The following is an 18,184-nucleotide window of genomic DNA, read 5'->3' on the forward strand; positions in this document are numbered from 1 at the left end:
GCCGCTGTTTAAAGCGAGTTAGCGCTCACTCGCTATCCTCATTCACTCACGGAGTAATCTCAAGGATGCGATTATCGACGAAGTTCTCCGCTTTTATCACCTTGCTGACCGGCATGACCATTTTCGTCATTCTGATTGGCTGTTCACTGAGCTTCTATAACGCCGTTCAGGACAAACTGGTTAACCGCGTGCAGGCCGTGGCCTCGGTCATTGATACACGACTTGTCAGCACGTCGTTTTCCCAGCTCTCCGGCCAGCTTGACGAACTGATGGCACCAACGGACATCGTCAGCATTGAGATAAAGCAGGGCAGAGAGACGGTCTTTCGCCATCAGCGCACCGGGGTATACCACTCTGCAGGCATACAGATGCAGTATCGCGAACAGGATATCCATTCGCTGAAAAATCCGGGTATGACCCTCAGACTGGTATATCAGGATCCGATGAACAACTACCTCCACTCGCTGATGACCACCGCGCCACTCACCCTCGCCGTTGCCTTTATCGCGTTGTTACTCCTGTTAGCCGTGCGCTGGCTGCGCCGCCAGCTCAACGGGCAGGAGTTACTTGAATCGCGTTCGGCGCGTATTCTGAACGGAGAGCGGGGGGCACAGGTTCGCGGGTCAGTCTATGAGTGGCCATCCCGTACCAGCAGCGCGCTCGATGTCCTGCTCTCTGAAATCCAGTTTGCCAGCGATCAGCGCAGTCGCATGGACACCCTGATTCGCTCTTATGCCGCGCAGGACAACAAAACCGGTCTCAATAATCGTCTCTTCTTTGACAACCAGTTGGCCACGCTGCTGGAAGACCAGGAGAAAGTGGGCTCCCACGGCGTAGTTATGTTAGTTCGCCTGCCAGACTTTGATCTGATGAAAGATAACTGGGGACGTACGGTCGCAGAAGAGCATCTGTTTACCCTTATTAATCTGCTCTCAACATTTATTATGCGTTACCCGGGCGCGTTACTGGCCCGCTATCATCGCAGTGATTATGCAGTGTTGCTTCCCCATCGCACGTTGAAAGAATCCGAAAGTATTGCCAGCCTGCTGCTTAAAACCGTGGATGCCCTGCCGCCTACGAAAATGCTCGATCGCGATGATATGGTGCATATTGGCATCTGCGCCTGGCGTGGCGGGCAGACGACGGAGCAAGTAATGGAACACGCCGAAGCCGCTACCCGTAACGCGGTGCTGCAGGGCGCCAACGGTTGGGCTGTGTACGACGACTCCCTGCCGGAGAAGGGGCGTGGCAACGTGCGCTGGCGTACCCTGATTGAGCAGACTCTGAACCGCGGTGGGCCGCGTATTTATCAAAAACCGGCGGTTACAAAAGATGGCATGGTCCATCATCGTGAACTGCTGTGCCGTATTTTTGATGGCAACGAAGAGGTGGTCTCGGCGGAGTACCTGCCGATGATCCTCCAGTTTGGGCTGTCGGAAGAGTACGACCGCCAGCAAATCACGCGCCTGATGCCTTTTTTATCTTTCTGGCCGGAAGAAAATCTGGCGATCCAGATAACCGTTGAATCGCTGATTCGCCCGCGTTTTCAGCGCTGGCTGCGTGATGTTTTGATGCAGTGTGAAAAATCACAGCGAAAACGGATTATTTTTGAACTTGCAGAGGCAGATGTCTGTCAACATATCAGCCGGTTACAAGCGATAGTACGTTTGATCACTGCGCTTGGCGCTCGCGTGGCGGTAACCCAGGCGGGTTTAACGCTGGTCAGTACCAGTTGGATCAAGACCCTTGAAGTGGCACTGTTAAAGCTCCATCCGGGTCTGGTTCGGAACATTGAAAAGCGCACGGAAAACCAGCTGCTGGTGCAGAGTCTGGTGGAAGCGTGCAAAGGGACACAGACGCAAGTATTTGCCACTGGCGTGCGCAGCAGAAGTGAATGGCAGACGTTGACAGAGCGCGGCGTGTCAGGCGGTCAGGGGGATTTTTTTGCTGCCTCTCAGCCGCTTGACAGCAATGTGAAAAAATATTCGCAAAGATACTCTGTTTAACCTGCCGTTTAATTTGTTTTCACGTAGAATATCGCGCCTGTAGCTTGAGTATGACGAGCAAAAAAGACAGTGAACGACCTTTGACTGGTTACAAATGAAAGTGTGAGGAACACTGCTGTTGATTCAGCCCTGAGGGAGTCAGGTGTCGATTTGTAACAAAGGAAACGTACTGCACTAATTTTCACCGTAGCAGATGATTTTTGCGCCTTGTCGCTGCTGCGCGTGGTTGGTAAAGTAAGCGGATTTTGTTTTCCGCCCCAGCTTTCAGGATTATCCCTTAGTATGTTGAAAAAATTTCGTGGCATGTTTTCCAATGACCTGTCCATTGACCTGGGTACCGCGAATACCCTTATCTATGTAAAAGGACAAGGCATCGTACTGAATGAGCCTTCCGTTGTGGCCATTCGTCAGGATCGTGCTGGTTCACCGAAAAGCGTGGCGGCCGTTGGTCATGACGCTAAGCAGATGCTTGGTCGTACCCCAGGTAACATCGCAGCTATTCGCCCGATGAAAGACGGCGTTATCGCTGACTTCTTCGTGACCGAAAAAATGCTTCAGCACTTCATTAAACAGGTGCATAGCAATAGCTTCATGCGTCCAAGCCCGCGCGTTCTGGTGTGCGTGCCGGTAGGTGCTACCCAGGTAGAGCGTCGTGCTATTCGTGAATCCGCTCAGGGCGCCGGTGCGCGTGAAGTCTTCCTGATTGAAGAGCCGATGGCTGCCGCAATTGGCGCGGGTCTGCCGGTTTCCGAAGCCACCGGTTCCATGGTTGTAGATATCGGTGGTGGTACCACTGAAGTCGCCGTTATCTCCCTGAACGGCGTGGTCTACTCCTCCTCCGTACGTATCGGCGGTGACCGTTTCGACGAAGCCATCATTAATTATGTGCGCCGTAACTACGGCTCTCTGATCGGTGAAGCGACCGCAGAGCGTATCAAGCACGAAATCGGTTCTGCCTATCCGGGCGACGAAGTGCGTGAAATCGAAGTTCGCGGACGTAACCTGGCTGAAGGCGTTCCACGCGGCTTTACCCTGAACTCCAACGAAATCCTCGAAGCGCTGCAGGAGCCATTGACCGGTATCGTCAGCGCCGTGATGGTTGCCCTGGAACAGTGCCCGCCGGAACTGGCTTCCGATATCTCCGAGCGCGGTATGGTTCTGACTGGTGGTGGTGCGCTGCTGCGTAACCTCGACCGCCTGTTGATGGAAGAGACAGGTATTCCTGTCGTAGTTGCAGAAGATCCACTGACTTGCGTAGCCCGTGGCGGCGGCAAGGCGCTGGAGATGATCGACATGCACGGCGGCGACTTGTTCAGCGAAGAGTAGTCGGAAGTGAAAGGGTAGCGGATGCTACCCTTTCTCTCTGACGCGAGAGTACGCATAGCCTATGAAGCCAATTTTTAGCCGTGGCCCGTCGCTACAGTTTCGCCTGATTTTGGCGTTGCTGGTGGCGCTCGGCGTCATTATCGCCGATAGCCGCCTCGGTACGTTCAGCCAGATCCGAACGTACATGGATACCGCCGTCAGTCCTTTCTACTTTATATCAAATGGTCCCCGTGAATTGCTGGATAGCGTCTCCCAGACGTTGTCATCGCGCGACCAGCTCGAACTTGAAAACCGTGCATTACGCCAGGAGTTGCTGCTGAAAAACAGCGAACTGCTGATGCTGGGCCAGTATCGTCAGGAAAATGCCCGTCTGCGTGAGCTGTTAGGATCGCCGCTGCGTCAGGATGAGCAGAAAATGGTTACCCAGGTCATTTCGACCGTTAACGATCCCTATAGCGATCAGGTGGTCATCGACAAAGGCAGCGTAAACGGTGTTTACGAAGGCCAGCCGGTTATCAGCGATAAAGGCGTTGTAGGGCAGGTGGTCGCCGTTGCTAAGCTGACCAGCCGCGTTTTATTGATTTGCGATGCAACCCATGCATTGCCGATTCAGGTATTACGTAACGATATACGCGTGATTGCTGCCGGCAACGGTTGTACTGATGATCTGCAACTGGAGCATCTGCCTGCTAACACCGACATTCGGGTGGGTGATGTACTGGTGACATCGGGTCTGGGGGGGCGTTTCCCGGAAGGTTATCCTGTGGGTGTGGTCTCCTCTGTGAGGCTGGATACTCAGCGCGCCTATACCGTGATTCAGGCTCGTCCAACGGCCGGTCTGCAGCGTCTGCGTTATCTGTTATTGCTCTGGGGCGCAGATCGCAACGGCAGTAACCCAATGACGCCGGAAGATGTGCACCGTGTAGCAAATGAACGTCTGATGCAGATGATGCCGCAGGTGTTACCATCACCGGACGCGATGGGGCCACCGGCGCCCGTTCCGGCGCCAGCGACGGGGCTAACCCAGCCTCAGCCTGCTACGCCGCCACCGCAGCGCTCCCCGGGAGGGCAATAGTGGCAAGTTATCGTAGCCAGGGACGCTGGGTTATCTGGCTCTCGTTTTTAGTCGCACTGCTACTGCAAGTTATGCCCTGGCCGGACGACATTCTTGTCTTCCGGCCAAATTGGGTACTGCTTATTCTGTTGTACTGGATTCTGGCGCTCCCGCACCGCGTAAATGTGGGCACGGGATTCGTGATGGGTGCCATACTGGATCTCATCAGTGGCTCTACGCTTGGCGTGCGCGCTTTGTCCATGAGCATCATTGCTTATCTGGTCGCACTAAAATTCCAGCTTTTTCGCAATCTGGCGCTCTGGCAACAGGCGCTGGTGGTGATGTTGTTATCTCTTGCTGCGGATATCATTGTTTTCTGGGCAGAGTTTTTAGTGATCAACGTCTCTTTCCGACCTGAAGTGTTCTGGAGTAGTGTAGTAAACGGTGTCCTCTGGCCATGGTTATTCCTGCTGATGCGTAAAATTCGCCAGCAGTTTGCCGTGCAATAAAAAGGTTTCTATGACGTCTTTGTATCTCGCTTCCGGCTCACCTCGCCGTCAGGAATTGCTGACCCAGTTGGGCGTAACGTTTGAACGCATCGTCACCGGCATTGAAGAAGTCCGGGCCAGTGGCGAAAGCGCTCAACAGTATGTTTCCCGCCTGGCGCGAGAGAAGGCACAGGCAGGCGTGGCGCAAACGCCGCATGATTTACCCGTACTGGGCGCAGATACCATCGTTATCCTTAATGGGGAAGTCCTTGAGAAACCGCGCGATGGCGCTCATGCGGCGACCATGCTGCGCAAATTGTCCGGGCATACGCATCAGGTCATGACCGCCGTTGCCATCGCTGACAGCCAGCACGTACTGGATTGCCTGGTCGTTACCGATGTTACGTTCAGAGTGCTCACCGAAGAAGACATTACCGCTTACATCGACAGCGGTGAACCTATGGATAAAGCAGGTGCATACGGTATTCAAGGGTTGGGTGGCTGTTTTGTCAGGAAGATAAATGGCAGCTATCACGCCGTAGTCGGCTTACCGCTGGTGGAAACGTATGAGTTGCTGAGCAATTTTAACTCACTGCGTGAGAGAAGGGATAATTATGACGGCTGAATTGTTGGTAAACGTAACGCCATCGGAAACGCGTGTCGCTTATATTGATGGCGGCATTCTGCAGGAAATCCATATTGAGCGTGAAGCGCGACGCGGAATCGTAGGCAATATCTACAAAGGTCGTGTGAGTCGTGTGCTACCGGGTATGCAGGCGGCATTTGTAGATATTGGTCTGGATAAGGCCGCATTCCTTCATGCTTCTGACATCATGCCGCACACCGAATGCGTGGCGGGTGAAGAGCAAAAACAGTTTACCGTACGCGATATCTCGGAGCTGGTACGTCAGGGGCAGGATCTGATGGTGCAGGTGGTGAAAGATCCTCTCGGTACCAAAGGCGCGCGTTTAACGACCGACATTACGCTGCCTTCCCGCTATCTGGTCTTTATGCCCGGTGCGTCTCACGTTGGGGTTTCCCAGCGCATTGAGAGCGAAACCGAACGCGAACGCCTGAAAAAGGTCGTCAGTGCCTATTGCGACGAGCAGGGCGGTTTTATCATTCGTACCGCCGCAGAAGGGATTAGCGAAGACGATCTGGCCTCGGACGCGGCCTACCTGAAACGCGTCTGGACCAAGGTGATGGAGCGTAAAAAACGCAACCAGACGCGCTATCAACTGTATGGCGAGCTGGCGCTGGCTCAGCGCGTTCTGCGCGACTTCGCTGACGCTCAGCTTGACCGCATCCGCGTCGACTCCCGTCTGACCTATGAAGCCTTGCTGGAATTTACCAGCGAGTACATTCCTGAAATGCCGGGTCTGCTGGAACACTATGTCGGCAAGCAGCCGATCTTCGATCTATTCGACGTGGAGAACGAGATCCAGCGCGCGCTGGAGCGTAAAGTGGAACTGAAGTCCGGCGGTTATTTGATTATTGACCAGACCGAAGCCATGACGACGGTGGATATCAATACCGGTGCCTTTGTAGGCCACCGAAATCTTGATGACACCATCTTCAATACCAATATAGAAGCAACCCAGGCTATCGCCCGTCAGCTGCGTCTGCGTAATCTTGGCGGCATTATCATCATCGATTTTATCGATATGAGTAATGAAGACCACCGTCGCCGCGTGCTGCATTCGCTGGAGCAGGCGCTCAGTAAAGACCGCGTTAAAACCAGTATTAACGGCTTCTCGCAGCTGGGGCTGGTGGAGATGACCCGCAAACGCACCCGCGAAAGCGTGGAGCACGTGCTCTGTAATGAGTGTCCGACGTGCCACGGCCGTGGCACAGTCAAGACCACCGAGACGGTTTGCTATGAAATCATGCGTGAAATTGTTCGCGTGCATCATGCCTACGACTCCGACCGTTTCCTGGTCTATGCTTCTCCTTCGGTGGCAGAAGCCCTGAAAGGGGAAGAGTCCCACGCATTGGCAGAAGTGGAAATTTTTGTCGGCAAACAGGTGAAAGTACAAATCGAACCGCTCTATAACCCGGAGCAATTCGATGTGGTAATGATGTAATACGCAGGCTGCTGCGATACGAGAACGGCTGACAAGGAGCGACGCGTGAGGCGACTGCCGGGGATTTTATTGCTTACAGGGGCAACGCTGATTGTGGTTGTCGCGCTGCTGGTAAGCGGGCTGCGTCTCGTATTGCCGCATCTGGATAGCTGGCGCCCGCAGGTGCTGGCTAAACTGGGATCTGCGACCGGTATGCCGATTGAGGCCAGTAAGCTCAACGCCAGCTGGCAAAACTTCGGCCCCACCCTCGACGTTCATGACATCAATGCCGGCCTGAACGATGGCGGCTATCTGAAAATAAGCCGCGTCACCCTCGCTCTGGATGTCTGGCAAAGCTTGTTGCACCTGCGCTGGCAGTTTCGCGATCTCACCTTTTATCAGCTGAAGTTTGTAACCAATACGCCGTTAAGTAATGACAAACAGAGCGGTGGGTTTGAAGCAAACCGTATTAGCGATCTCTTTTTACGCCAGTTCGATCATTTCGATCTGCGCGACAGTGAAGTGAGTTTTATTACCCTCTCTGGCCAGCGTGCCGAACTGGCGATCCCGCAACTGACCTGGCTTAACGGTAAAGATCGCCATCGCGCCGAGGGACAGGTCAGCCTCTCCAGCCTGAACGGTCAGCACGGGATCGTGCAGGTACGTATGGACCTGCGTGATGATGACAGCGGCCTGCTAAACAATGGCAAAGTGTGGATGCAGGCTGACGACGTAGATGTTAAACCCTGGTTGGGTGAATGGCTGCAGAAAGATATGCAGCTGCAGACGGCGCGGTTCAGCATTGAAGGCTGGATGACCCTCAGTAAAGGCGAGATCGCCGGTGGGGACATCTGGCTGAAGCAGGGCGGCGCGAGCTGGCCGGGTGAAGATCGTCAGCATCGACTTATGGTGGATAACCTCACCGCGCATATTACCCGCGCTGGCGAAGGCTGGCAGTTTGCTATTCCTGATACCCGCATCACGCTGGATGATAAACCCTGGCCGCGTGGCGCGCTGGCGCTGGCGTGGATCCCGGAACAAGAAGTCGGCGGCAAAAATAGCAAGCGCAGCGATGAGTTGCGTATTCGCGCCAGTAACCTCGAGCTGGAAGGGCTTGAAGGATTGCGTTCAATGGCGTCAAAACTCTCACCGGCTCTGGGCGAAGTGTGGCAAGCGACACAGCCGGTCGGGGCCATTAACTCGCTGGCGCTGGATATTCCTCTGCAGGCTACCGAGAAAACCCGTTTCGACATCGCCTGGACCGACCTCGCCTGGAAACAGTGGAAGCTGCTGCCAGGGGCAGAACATTTCAGCGGAACCCTGGAAGGGAGCGTTGAAGATGGCCGTCTTACCGGCCAGATGAATAATGCCGTCATGCCTTATGAAACGGTCTTCCGCGCCCCGCTGGAGATTGAGAAAGGGACCGCAACGCTCAACTGGTTAAAGAACGAAAAAGGGTTCCAGCTGGATGGCCGCCATATTGACGTGAAAGCGAAAGCGGTACATGCCCGGGGCGACTTCCGTTATATGCAGCCTCAGGGCGAAGAACCCTGGCTGGGCATTCTGGCGGGTATTAGCACGGATGATGGGTCGCAGGCCTGGCGCTATTTTCCCGAAAACCTGATGGGCAAGGATCTGGTGGATTACCTGAGCGGTGCGATTCAGGGGGGCCAGGCGGACAACGCTACCCTGGTCTATGGCGGTAACCCGCACCTGTTCCCATACAAACATAATGAAGGCCAGTTCCAGGTGCTGGTCCCGCTGCATAACGCGACCTTTGCCTTCCAGCCGGACTGGCCGGCGCTAAAGAATCTCGATATCGAACTCAACTTCATCAACGACGGCCTGTGGATGAAGAGCGACAGCGTGGCGCTGGGCGGCGTGACTGCCAGCAACCTGAAGGCGGTTATCCCCGATTACTCAAAAGAAAAATTGCTGATTGATGCCGATATCAACGGGCCGGGTAAGGCCGTTGGGCCCTATTTTGCAGAGACTCCGTTGAAGGATTCCCTGGCTACGACCCTGGATGAGCTCCAGCTTGATGGTGATGTGAATGCTCGCTTACATCTGGATATTCCGCTCGACGGTGAAATGACCACCGCTGAAGGCGACGTGCATCTGCACGACAACGATCTGTTTATTAAACCCCTCAATAGCACCATCAATAACCTGAGTGGCCAGTTCAGCTTTGTGAATGGCAATCTAAAGAGTGAACCCCTGACGGCAAGCTGGTTTAAGCAGCCGGTCACTATCGACTTTTCGACCACCGAGGGGGAAAAGGCGTATCAGGTCGCGGTGAATCTGGATGCTAACTGGCAGCCAGCCCGTATGGATGTGCTGCCAAAACCGGTTAGTGAAGCGGTGAACGGCTCGTTGCCGTGGCAGGGGAAAGTGGCAATTGATCTGCCGTACCGTGGCAGCGCGAAATATAAGGTAGATATCACCAGCGATTTGAAGAATGTAAGCAGTCACTTACCTTCTCCGCTGAACAAGAGCGCAGGTGAAGCATTACCGGTTAAAATCAATGTCGATGGCAACCTTAACAGTTTTACCCTGACGGGCAACGCCGGTGCCAATAACCACTTCAACAGCCGCTGGCTGCTGAATCGCAAGCTAACGCTGGATCGGGCAATCTGGACCTCCGATAGCCGCACCCTCCCGCCGCTACCGGATCAGCCTGGCGTTGAACTGAATTTGCCAGCGATGGATGGCGCCGAGTGGCTTGGATTGTTACAAAAAGGGGTGGGGAAAAACGTGGATGATGCCGCGCAATTCCCGGAGCAGATCACCGTTCGGACCCCTTCGCTGGCGCTGGGCGGACAGCAGTGGAACAACCTGAGCATAGTCTCCCGACCGACGGCGACGGGATCGACGGTCGAGGCGCATGGTCGTGAAATCAACGCGACGCTGACGATGCGAGATGCCGCCCCATGGCTGGCTGATATCCGCTACCTCTATTTCAACCCGGCCTCACCGACGGGCAGTAACGACACTAACGCAATCCCCTTCGCGGCGAATAAACGCATCGATTTTACCGGCCTGCCTGACCTTCAACTGCGCTGTGCTGAATGCTGGCTGTGGGGACAAAAATATGGTCGCATCGACGGCGATTTTGCCATTAAGGGCAACACCCTGTCCCTGACGGACGGGCTGCTGGATACTGGTTTTGGCCGTTTGACGGTGAACGGTGAATGGGTAAACAGTGCGAGCGAGCAACGTACCTCGCTGAAAGGGCAGGTGAAAGGCAATAAGCTGGATGCCGCAGCAGGCTTCTTTGGTGTCACCACACCGGTTCGCGATTCGAATTTTGATGTCGATTATGACCTGCACTGGCGCAATCCGCCGTGGCAGCCGGATGAGGCCTCGCTGAACGGAATCATCAAAGCGCGGCTTGGAAAGGGCCATATTGCCGACGTAAGCACCGGCCATGCCGGGCAAATTTTGCGTCTGCTGAGTTTTGATGCCCTGCTGCGTAAGCTGCGCTTCGACTTTAGCGATACCTTTAATGAAGGCTTCTACTACGATGCCATCCGTAGCACCGCCTGGATCAAGGACGGGGTACTGCATACGGACGACACCCTGGTTGATGGGCTGGAAGCTGACATCGCTATGAAAGGCTCCGTCAACCTGGTGCGTCGCGAACTGGATATGGAAGCGGTTGTCGCGCCGGAGATCTCCGCTACCGTCGGCGTGGCGGCGGCCTTTGCGGTTAACCCGATTGTGGGCGCTGCGGTGTTTGCTGCCAGTAGGGTGCTAGGACCACTGTGGAACAAGGTCTCGATTCTGCGCTATCGCATCACTGGCCCGGTAGATAAACCGCAGATCAATGAAGTCCTGCGCCAGCCGCGCAAAGATGCACAGCAATGATTTGACGCGGGCAATTAATTGCCTCACTCTCAATAGATAAGATCTTAATTACCGCCTCGTGGGCGGCAACGAACAACGAGTAGCAAAACGATGAGTCTGAACCTGGTAAGTGAACATTTGCTGGCAGCGAACGGCCTGAATCATCAGGATCTGTTCTCTATTCTTGGTCAACTGACCGAACGCCGTCTCGACTACGGCGATCTCTATTTCCAGTCGAGCTATCACGAGTCCTGGGTGTTAGAAGACAGCATCATCAAAGATGGTTCCTGGAACATCGACCAGGGCGTGGGAGTCCGCGCGGTCAGCGGTGAGAAGACCGGTTTTGCCTATGCTGACCAGATTAGCCTGGCGTCGCTGACTCAGAGCGCACAGGCCGCTCGTACCATCGTGCGTGAGACGGGCAACGGACAAGCAAAAACCCTTGGCGAAGTATCACATACGGCGCTTTATACCAGCATCGATCCGCTGCAGAGCATGAGCCGCGAAGAGAAACTGGACATCCTGCGTCGCGTAGACAAAGTCGCCCGTGCGGCGGATAAGCGCGTACAGGAAGTGAGCGCCAGCCTGAGCGGTGTTTATGAATTGATCCTGGTGGCCGCCACCGATGGCACCCTGGCTGCCGATGTTCGTCCGCTGGTGCGTCTGTCGGTCAGCGTACAGGTTGAAGAGGATGGTAAACGCGAGCGCGGCTCAAGCGGCGGCGGCGGTCGTTTCGGTTATGAGTGGTTCCTTGCCGATGCGGATGGCGAAGTGCGTGCCGACGCGTGGGCGAAAGAGGCCGTGCGCATGGCGCTGGTAAATCTCTCCGCCGTTGCAGCACCCGCGGGCACTCTGCCGGTCGTGTTGGGCGCAGGCTGGCCGGGCGTGCTGCTGCACGAAGCGGTCGGTCACGGTCTGGAAGGTGACTTCAACCGTCGCGGTACTTCAGTCTTCAGCGGCCAGATGGGTCAGCTGGTGGCGTCTGAACTTTGTACCGTTGTCGATGATGGCACCATGGCCGATCGCCGTGGATCAATCTCAATCGATGACGAAGGGACGCCGGGCCAGTACAACGTCTTGATTGAAAATGGTGTGCTGAAAGGCTACATGCAGGACAAACTCAACGCGCGTCTGATGGGCGTGGCACCTACCGGTAACGGTCGTCGTGAGTCTTATGCCCATCTGCCGATGCCGCGTATGACGAACACCTACATGCTGGGTGGAAAATCCACGCCGCAAGAGATCATCGAGTCGGTCGATTACGGTATCTATGCGCCGAACTTTGGCGGTGGCCAGGTGGACATCACCTCCGGTAAATTTGTCTTCTCAACTTCAGAAGCCTATCTGATTGAGAAAGGCAAAGTCACCAAAGCGGTAAAAGGGGCGACGCTGATTGGTTCCGGTATTGAAGCGATGCAGCAAATCTCTATGGTCGGCAACGATCTCAAGCTGGATAACGGCGTGGGCGTGTGCGGCAAAGAGGGGCAAAGCTTGCCGGTTGGCGTAGGCCAGCCGACGCTGAAAGTAGATAACCTGACGGTGGGCGGCACGGCCTGATCCAACTCTGCTCCTCTTCCTGCGGGAAGAGGAGCCTGCTACTCCTTCCTTTTTTCCCGCATTGCCCGATACAGCTCCGCCACGTCCACAAAGTAATCCGTCAGGTAGTTAATACAGACCTGCACCTTCAGCGGCAATTTATCCTTTTCAGTATAAAGCGCATAGACCGGACGCGGATCGGATTGATAGCGCGGGAAGAGGATCTCCAGCTCGCCGCTGTTGATCTCATTGATCACCCACATTAGCGGTACATAAGCGATCCCGGCGCCGGCCACCAGCCAGCGCGTTAAGGTCATGGGATCGTTGGTCACAAACCGTCCCTGGGGAATCAACTTTGTCGATAACCCCTCTGGCGCCACCAGCTCAAACGCGTTGTCCGGACGCACGCTGTACTCAAGCCAGGAGTGGTTACTGAGATCGGCAGGTTTATCCGGTATCCCGGCCTGCACAAGGTATTTTTTGGCGGCACAAACCACCATCGGCATGCTACCCAGTCGCCGGGAGAAGAGGCTGGAATCCTGGAGCGCGCCTACGCGAATCACCACGTCCAGGCCGTCGGCAATCAGGTCCGGTGCCGGGATGCCGGTCACCAGATCAACTGACAGGCCTGGGTACTCTTTCAACATCTCTGCCGTCATACCGGCGAGGACATTTTGTGCCATAGTGGAAGAGCAACCGATACGCAGGGTACCAATGGGGGTGTTATTAAAGGCGTAGAGTTGCTCGTGCACCTCCTGCGCTTCATGCAGCATACGGCGGCAGCCCTGATAGTAAATTTTACCGGCTTCGGTCAGGCCGATACTGCGGGTACTGCGGTTAAGAAGTTTTACCTGAAGGTCATCTTCCAGTTTAGAGACGGTCTGACTGATCGACGAGACGCTCATCTGTAGTTGCCGGGCAGCGGAAGTAAATGAGCCCAGTTCAACGACTTTGGCAAAAACGGACATGCGTTTTAAACGTTCCATTATTCACTCTGGCTTAAAAGTGATTTAGATCACATATTATAGATAACAGCATAACAGTTACGCTAATATACTATTAATAACCCGGCAGCTACGCCACTCTCGCCCGGCTTTTCTTGCCCTTAATGCGGTGGCGCAGCTCAATAAATCTTTCGCCTGCTCGCTCTCTAACCAAGGTCAACATGAGTCTGTTTCCCGTTATCGTGGTGTTCGGTTTGTCGTTCCCACCGATATTTTTTGAACTGCTTTTATCACTGGCGATTTTTTGGCTGGTGCGTAAGGTGCTGACGCCGACCGGCATTTATGATTTCGTCTGGCACCCTGCATTGTTCAATACCGCGCTGTACTGCTGCCTGTTTTATCTGATATCGCGTTTGTTTGTTTGAGGTAGATGTGAAAACACTAACAAGAAAAATCTCTCGTACCGCTATCACCCTGGCGCTGGTCGTACTGGCGTTCATCGCGATTTTCCGTGCATGGGTCTACTACACCGAGTCACCCTGGACGCGTGATGCGCGTTTTAGCGCCGATATCGTGGCGATTGCGCCTGACGTCGCAGGGCTAATTACCTCAGTGAATATTAAAGACAACCAGCTGGTGAAGAAAGACCAGGTGCTGTTTACCATCGATCAGCCACGTTATCAGAAAGCGCTGGAAGAGGCTGAAGCAGATGTCGCCTACTACAAAGCGCTGGCCGCAGAGAAACGTCGTGAAGCCGGACGCCGTAATAAGTTAGGCGTGCAGGCCATGTCCCGTGAAGAGATTGACCAATCTAACAACGTGCTGCAAACCGTCCTGCATCAGCAGGCAAAAGCTGAAGCGACCCGCGATCTGGCGAAACTGGATCTGGAACGCACCGTGATTCGCGCCCCGGCCGATGGCTGGGTGACGAACCTGAACGTCTATACTGGCGAATTTATTACCCGCGGCTCGACCGCAGTGGCGCTGGTTAAGCGACGCTCTTTCTACGTGCTGGCCTATATGGAAGAGACCAAGCTGGAGGGGGTACGCCCGGGTTATCGGGCAGAGATTACGCCTCTGGGCAGCAACCGTGTACTGAAAGGTACAGTGGATAGCGTGGCGGCAGGCGTGACAAACGCCAGCGCAACCCGTGACAGCAAAGGGATGGCCACCGTTGACTCTAATCTGGAATGGGTGCGTCTGGCCCAGCGTGTACCGGTACGTATCCGTCTGGATGAAGAGCAAGGTAACCTGTGGCCGGCAGGCACGACGGCAACGGTGGTGATCACCGGCGAGAAAGATCGTGATGCCAGCCAGGATTCATGGTTCCGTAAAATGGCGCATCGCCTGCGTGAGTTCGGTTAATCACTATGGGCATCTTCTCCATCGCCAACCAGCATTTACGCTTCGCCATTAAGTTGGCCTGCGCCATTGTGCTGGCGCTGTTTGTTGGCTTTCACTTCAATCTGGAAACCCCGCGCTGGGCGGTATTGACGGCGGCAATCGTCGCGGCCGGCCCGGCGTTCGCGGCCGGGGGCGAACCCTATTCAGGCGCTATCCGCTATCGCGGGATGTTACGTATTGTCGGTACCTTCATTGGCTGTATCGCCGCGCTGACCATCATCATTCTGATGATCCGCACCCCGCTGCTAATGATTATGGTGTGCTGCATCTGGGCCGGTTTTTGTACCTGGGTCTCCTCATTGATCCGTGTCGAAAACTCCTACGCCTGGGGGCTTTCTGGCTATACGGCGCTGATCATTGTTATCACTATTCAGACCGAGCCGTTGCTCACGCCGCAGTTTGCGGTTGAGCGCTGCAGTGAAATTGTGCTTGGTATTGTCTGTGCGATCGTCGCGGATCTGCTCTTCTCGCCGCGATCCATCAAACAGGAAGTCGACCGGGAGCTGGATGCGCTGATCGTTGCTCAGTATCAGCTGATGCAGCTCTGTATCAAACATGGCGACAGCGAAGCGGTGGATAATGCCTGGGGTGCGCTGGTGCGCCGTACCACCGCGCTGGAGGGGATGCGCAGCAACCTCAATATGGAATCTTCTCGCTGGTCGCGAGCTAATCGGCGCCTGAAAGCGCTTAACACCGTCTCCTTAACGCTGATCACCCAGGCTTGCGAAACCTATCTTATTCAAAATAGCCGCCCGGAAGCCATCACCGACACCTTCCGCGAACTGTTTGAAGAGCCGGTAGAGACGGTGCAGGATGTGCACCGACAGTTAAAACGCATGCGTCGGGTCATTGCCTGGACTGGCGAACGTGATACGCCCATCACCATCTATAGTTGGGTAGGCGCGGCGACACGCTATTTGCTTCTTAAGCGGGGCGTCATTGGTAACACCAAAATCAGCGCTACGGAAGAAGAGGTGCTGGCAGGCGAAGTGGTCGTAAAAGCCGAATCGGCGGAACGCCACCACGCCATGGTCAACTTCTGGCGTACAACGCTTGCCTGTATGCTCGGTACTTTGTTCTGGCTCTGGACCGGCTGGACCTCCGGCAGCGGGGCGATGGTAATGATTGCGGTGGTGACTTCGCTGGCAATGCGTCTGCCCAATCCACGCATGGTGGCGCTGGATTTCCTGTATGGCACCATTGCGGCGCTGCCGCTGGGGGCATTCTATTTCCTGGTGGTGATCCCCTCGACTCAACAAAGCATGTTCCTGCTCTGCCTCAGTCTGGCAGTGATGGCCTTCTTTATTGGTATCGAGGTGCAAAAGCGTCGACTGGGATCGCTGGGCGCGCTGGCCAGTACCATTAACATCATCGTGCTGGATAACCCCATGACCTTCCACTTCAGCCAGTTTCTGGATAGTGCGTTGGGGCAGATTGTGGGTTGTTTCCTGGCGATGATGGTGATTCTGCTGGTGCGCGATAACTCGCAGGCCCGCACCGGGCGCGTTTTGCTGAATCAATTTGTTTCGGCCGCCGTCTCGGCGATGACCACCAACACCGCCCGGCGTAAAGAGAACCATCTGCCTGCGCTCTATCAGCAACTCTTTTTACTGCTGACGAAGTTCCCGGCAGATATCGCCAAGTTCCGTCTGGCGCTGACGTTAATCATTGCCCATCAGCGACTGCGCAATGCGCCGGTACCGGTGAATGACGATCTCTCTGCGTTTCACCGCCAACTGCGTCGCACCGCGGATCACGTTATTGCGGCCTCCAGCGACGACAAACGCCGACGCTACTTTGGCCAACTCCTGGAAGAGCTGGATGTCTATCAGGAAAAACTGCGTATCTGGGAAGCACCGCCGCAGGTGACCGAGCCGGTAAACCGGCTGGTCAGCATGCTGCATCGGTATCAAAATGCCCTTACCGATAGCTAATTCTCCCGCAAAAACCGACGCCCAAAGCGTCGGTTTTTTTGTGGCTATACTTAGTCTGGCAAGTTTTTAAATCCAGAAAGGGAGGACACCATGACAACGCAGACTCTCCAGGACAGTGCGCTTTTTCAAACCGGATATCTGGTTGATGGCGTCTGGAAAACGCTCGACACCACCTTCGATGTGCTCAATCCGGCTACCGGCGAGGTGATCGCCAAAGTGGCGAAAGCGGGCACCAAAGAGACCGAAGAAGCTATCGCTGCGGCCAGTAAGGCGTTTCCAGCATGGCGGGCGAAAACCGCTAAAGAGCGCTCGACGATACTTTATCGCTGGTATGAACTCATCATCGAAAACAAAAGCTGGCTCGGTCAGTTGATGACCACGGAACAGGGCAAACCCCTGAAAGAGGCCGAAGGCGAGGTGGAATACGCGGCGAGCTTTATCCAGTGGTTTGCCGAGCAGGCCAAGCGTGCAAACGGTGAAATTATCCCACCCATTAAACCCGGCTCCCGGATCCTTGCTACTCGCGAACCCGTTGGCGTGGTGGCGGCCATCACGCCGTGGAACTTCCCCATGGCCATGCTGACCCGCAAGCTCGGTCCGGCGCTGGCTGCCGGCTGTACGGGGGTGATCAAACCGGCGAATAACACTCCCCTTAGTGCCTTTGCACTGTTGACGCTGGCGAAAAAAGCGGGCGTGCCGGATGGTGTGCTGAATGCCGTTGCGGGCAATACGCATGAGATAAGCGACGCCATTATGGCCAGCCATGAGGTGCGAAAAATCTCCTTCACCGGCTCTACTGAAGTTGGAAAAACCCTGGTGCGCAACGCCGCAGAGACCATGAAAAAAGTCTCCATGGAGTTGGGGGGGAACGCGCCGTACATCGTCTTCGACGATGCCGATATTGACGCTGCCGTAAAAGGAGCCATCGCTAACAAATTCCGTAACGCAGGCCAGGTCTGCGTGAGTGTTAACCGTTTCTATATTCAGGAATCGGTGTACGACGAGTTTGTTAACAAGCTTGCTGAGGCGGTCAATGCGCTGAAAGTGGGTAATGGACTGGAGGAGGGCATCGTAGTCGGGCCGCTTATTGAATCCTCTGCCGTGGAAAAGGTACGCGAGCATGTGGAAGACGCAGTCGCAAAAGGGGCAACCGTGCTGGCAGGCGGTAAACCGCACAGCCTGGGCGGCAATTTCTGGCAGCCTACGGTGCTGGGAGATTGTCATGAAGGTATGAAGCTGGCCAGCGAAGAGACCTTCGGGCCGGTGGCAGCATGCTTCCGCTTTACTACAGAAGATGAGGTGATCCAGCGAGCCAATAACACGCCGTTTGGTCTGGCTGCCTACTTTTACACCCAGAATCTGTCGCGCGTATTCCGGGTGTCTCAGGCCATTGAAAGCGGCATGATCGGTATTAACGAGTGCGCGGTCTCAACTGAGCTTGGACCATTTGGTGGGGTGAAGGAGTCAGGGCTGGGTCGTGAGGGCTCGGTACTGGGGCTGGAAGAGTTTCTTGAAGTCAAAACCCTGCATATCGGGGGATTATAATCGTCGGGGCGGCTATGCCGCCCACCTTTACGGGGTGG

At 55.2% G+C, this 18,184-nt stretch carries 13 protein-coding genes; 12 read left to right on the forward strand and 1 reads right to left on the reverse strand.

Annotation, left to right across the window (positions count from 1 at the left end; genetic code table 11):
• The first annotated feature begins 65 nt into the window (after nucleotides 1–65).
• The 8 genes from csrD (at nucleotide 66) to tldD (ending at nucleotide 12,340) form a co-directional block, all read left to right on the forward strand.
• Complete coding sequence (csrD, locus tag B2Q93_RS04575) at nucleotides 66–2,006, forward strand: RNase E specificity factor CsrD (RefSeq protein ID WP_046885753.1); 1,941 nt, start codon at nucleotides 66–68, stop codon at nucleotides 2,004–2,006.
• Between the two features lie 282 nt (nucleotides 2,007–2,288).
• The gene (mreB, locus tag B2Q93_RS04580; RefSeq protein WP_000913396.1) at nucleotides 2,289–3,332 is read left to right on the forward strand and encodes a rod shape-determining protein MreB; all 1,044 of its coding nucleotides are present in this window, start codon (nucleotides 2,289–2,291) and stop codon (nucleotides 3,330–3,332) included.
• A 61-nt stretch (nucleotides 3,333–3,393) separates the two neighbouring features.
• Nucleotides 3,394–4,407, forward strand: coding sequence for a rod shape-determining protein MreC (gene mreC / locus B2Q93_RS04585; protein ID WP_040073828.1), 1,014 nt, complete (start codon nucleotides 3,394–3,396; stop codon nucleotides 4,405–4,407).
• Nucleotides 4,407–4,895, forward strand: a complete 489-nt coding sequence (mreD, locus tag B2Q93_RS04590; RefSeq protein WP_040073829.1) for a rod shape-determining protein MreD — start codon at nucleotides 4,407–4,409, stop codon at nucleotides 4,893–4,895. The genes mreC and mreD overlap by 1 nt, the downstream gene beginning before the upstream one ends.
• 10 nt (nucleotides 4,896–4,905) lie before the next feature.
• Nucleotides 4,906–5,499, forward strand: coding sequence for a Maf family protein (locus B2Q93_RS04595; RefSeq protein WP_212476796.1), 594 nt, complete (start codon nucleotides 4,906–4,908; stop codon nucleotides 5,497–5,499).
• A complete protein-coding gene (gene rng / locus B2Q93_RS04600; RefSeq protein ID WP_040073831.1) occupies nucleotides 5,489–6,958 on the forward strand; it encodes a ribonuclease G in 1,470 nt (489 codons plus the stop codon). Before B2Q93_RS04595 ends, rng begins: the two co-directional genes overlap by 11 nt.
• A gap of 45 nt (nucleotides 6,959–7,003) precedes the next feature.
• Complete coding sequence (gene yhdP, locus B2Q93_RS04605; protein WP_286932003.1) at nucleotides 7,004–10,804, forward strand: AsmA2 domain-containing protein YhdP; 3,801 nt, start codon at nucleotides 7,004–7,006, stop codon at nucleotides 10,802–10,804.
• A gap of 90 nt (nucleotides 10,805–10,894) precedes the next feature.
• Nucleotides 10,895–12,340 (forward strand): metalloprotease TldD, encoded by a 1,446-nt coding sequence (gene tldD / locus B2Q93_RS04610; protein ID WP_046885756.1) that lies wholly within the window; start codon nucleotides 10,895–10,897, stop codon nucleotides 12,338–12,340.
• A gap of 38 nt (nucleotides 12,341–12,378) precedes the next feature.
• On the opposite strand, the gene aaeR is transcribed toward tldD, so the two are convergent.
• Nucleotides 12,379–13,305, reverse strand: a complete 927-nt coding sequence (aaeR, locus tag B2Q93_RS04615) for an HTH-type transcriptional activator AaeR (RefSeq protein WP_040073834.1) — start codon at nucleotides 13,303–13,305, stop codon at nucleotides 12,379–12,381.
• A gap of 179 nt (nucleotides 13,306–13,484) precedes the next feature.
• Between aaeR and aaeX the strand changes: the two genes are divergently transcribed.
• The 4 genes from aaeX to B2Q93_RS04635 all read left to right on the forward strand — a co-directional run bounded on the left by aaeX (nucleotide 13,485) and on the right by B2Q93_RS04635 (nucleotide 18,146).
• Nucleotides 13,485–13,688 carry a p-hydroxybenzoic acid efflux pump operon protein AaeX gene (aaeX, locus tag B2Q93_RS04620; RefSeq protein ID WP_040073835.1) on the forward strand — a complete coding sequence of 68 codons (204 nt, stop codon included), beginning with the start codon at nucleotides 13,485–13,487 and terminating at the stop codon, nucleotides 13,686–13,688.
• 7 nt (nucleotides 13,689–13,695) lie between these two features.
• Nucleotides 13,696–14,628, forward strand: coding sequence for a p-hydroxybenzoic acid efflux pump subunit AaeA (gene aaeA / locus B2Q93_RS04625; protein ID WP_286932006.1), 933 nt, complete (start codon nucleotides 13,696–13,698; stop codon nucleotides 14,626–14,628).
• A 5-nt stretch (nucleotides 14,629–14,633) separates the two neighbouring features.
• Nucleotides 14,634–16,601, forward strand: a complete 1,968-nt coding sequence (gene aaeB / locus B2Q93_RS04630) for a p-hydroxybenzoic acid efflux pump subunit AaeB (protein ID WP_286932007.1) — start codon at nucleotides 14,634–14,636, stop codon at nucleotides 16,599–16,601.
• Between the two features lie 90 nt (nucleotides 16,602–16,691).
• Nucleotides 16,692–18,146 carry an NAD-dependent succinate-semialdehyde dehydrogenase gene (locus B2Q93_RS04635; RefSeq protein WP_233800464.1) on the forward strand — a complete coding sequence of 485 codons (1,455 nt, stop codon included), beginning with the start codon at nucleotides 16,692–16,694 and terminating at the stop codon, nucleotides 18,144–18,146.
• The last annotated feature ends 38 nt before the right edge of the window (nucleotides 18,147–18,184 follow it).

The sequence above is a fragment of the Leclercia sp. UBA5958 genome, assembly GCF_002430365.1.
Lineage (GTDB): Bacteria > Pseudomonadota > Gammaproteobacteria > Enterobacterales > Enterobacteriaceae > Enterobacter > Enterobacter pneumoniae.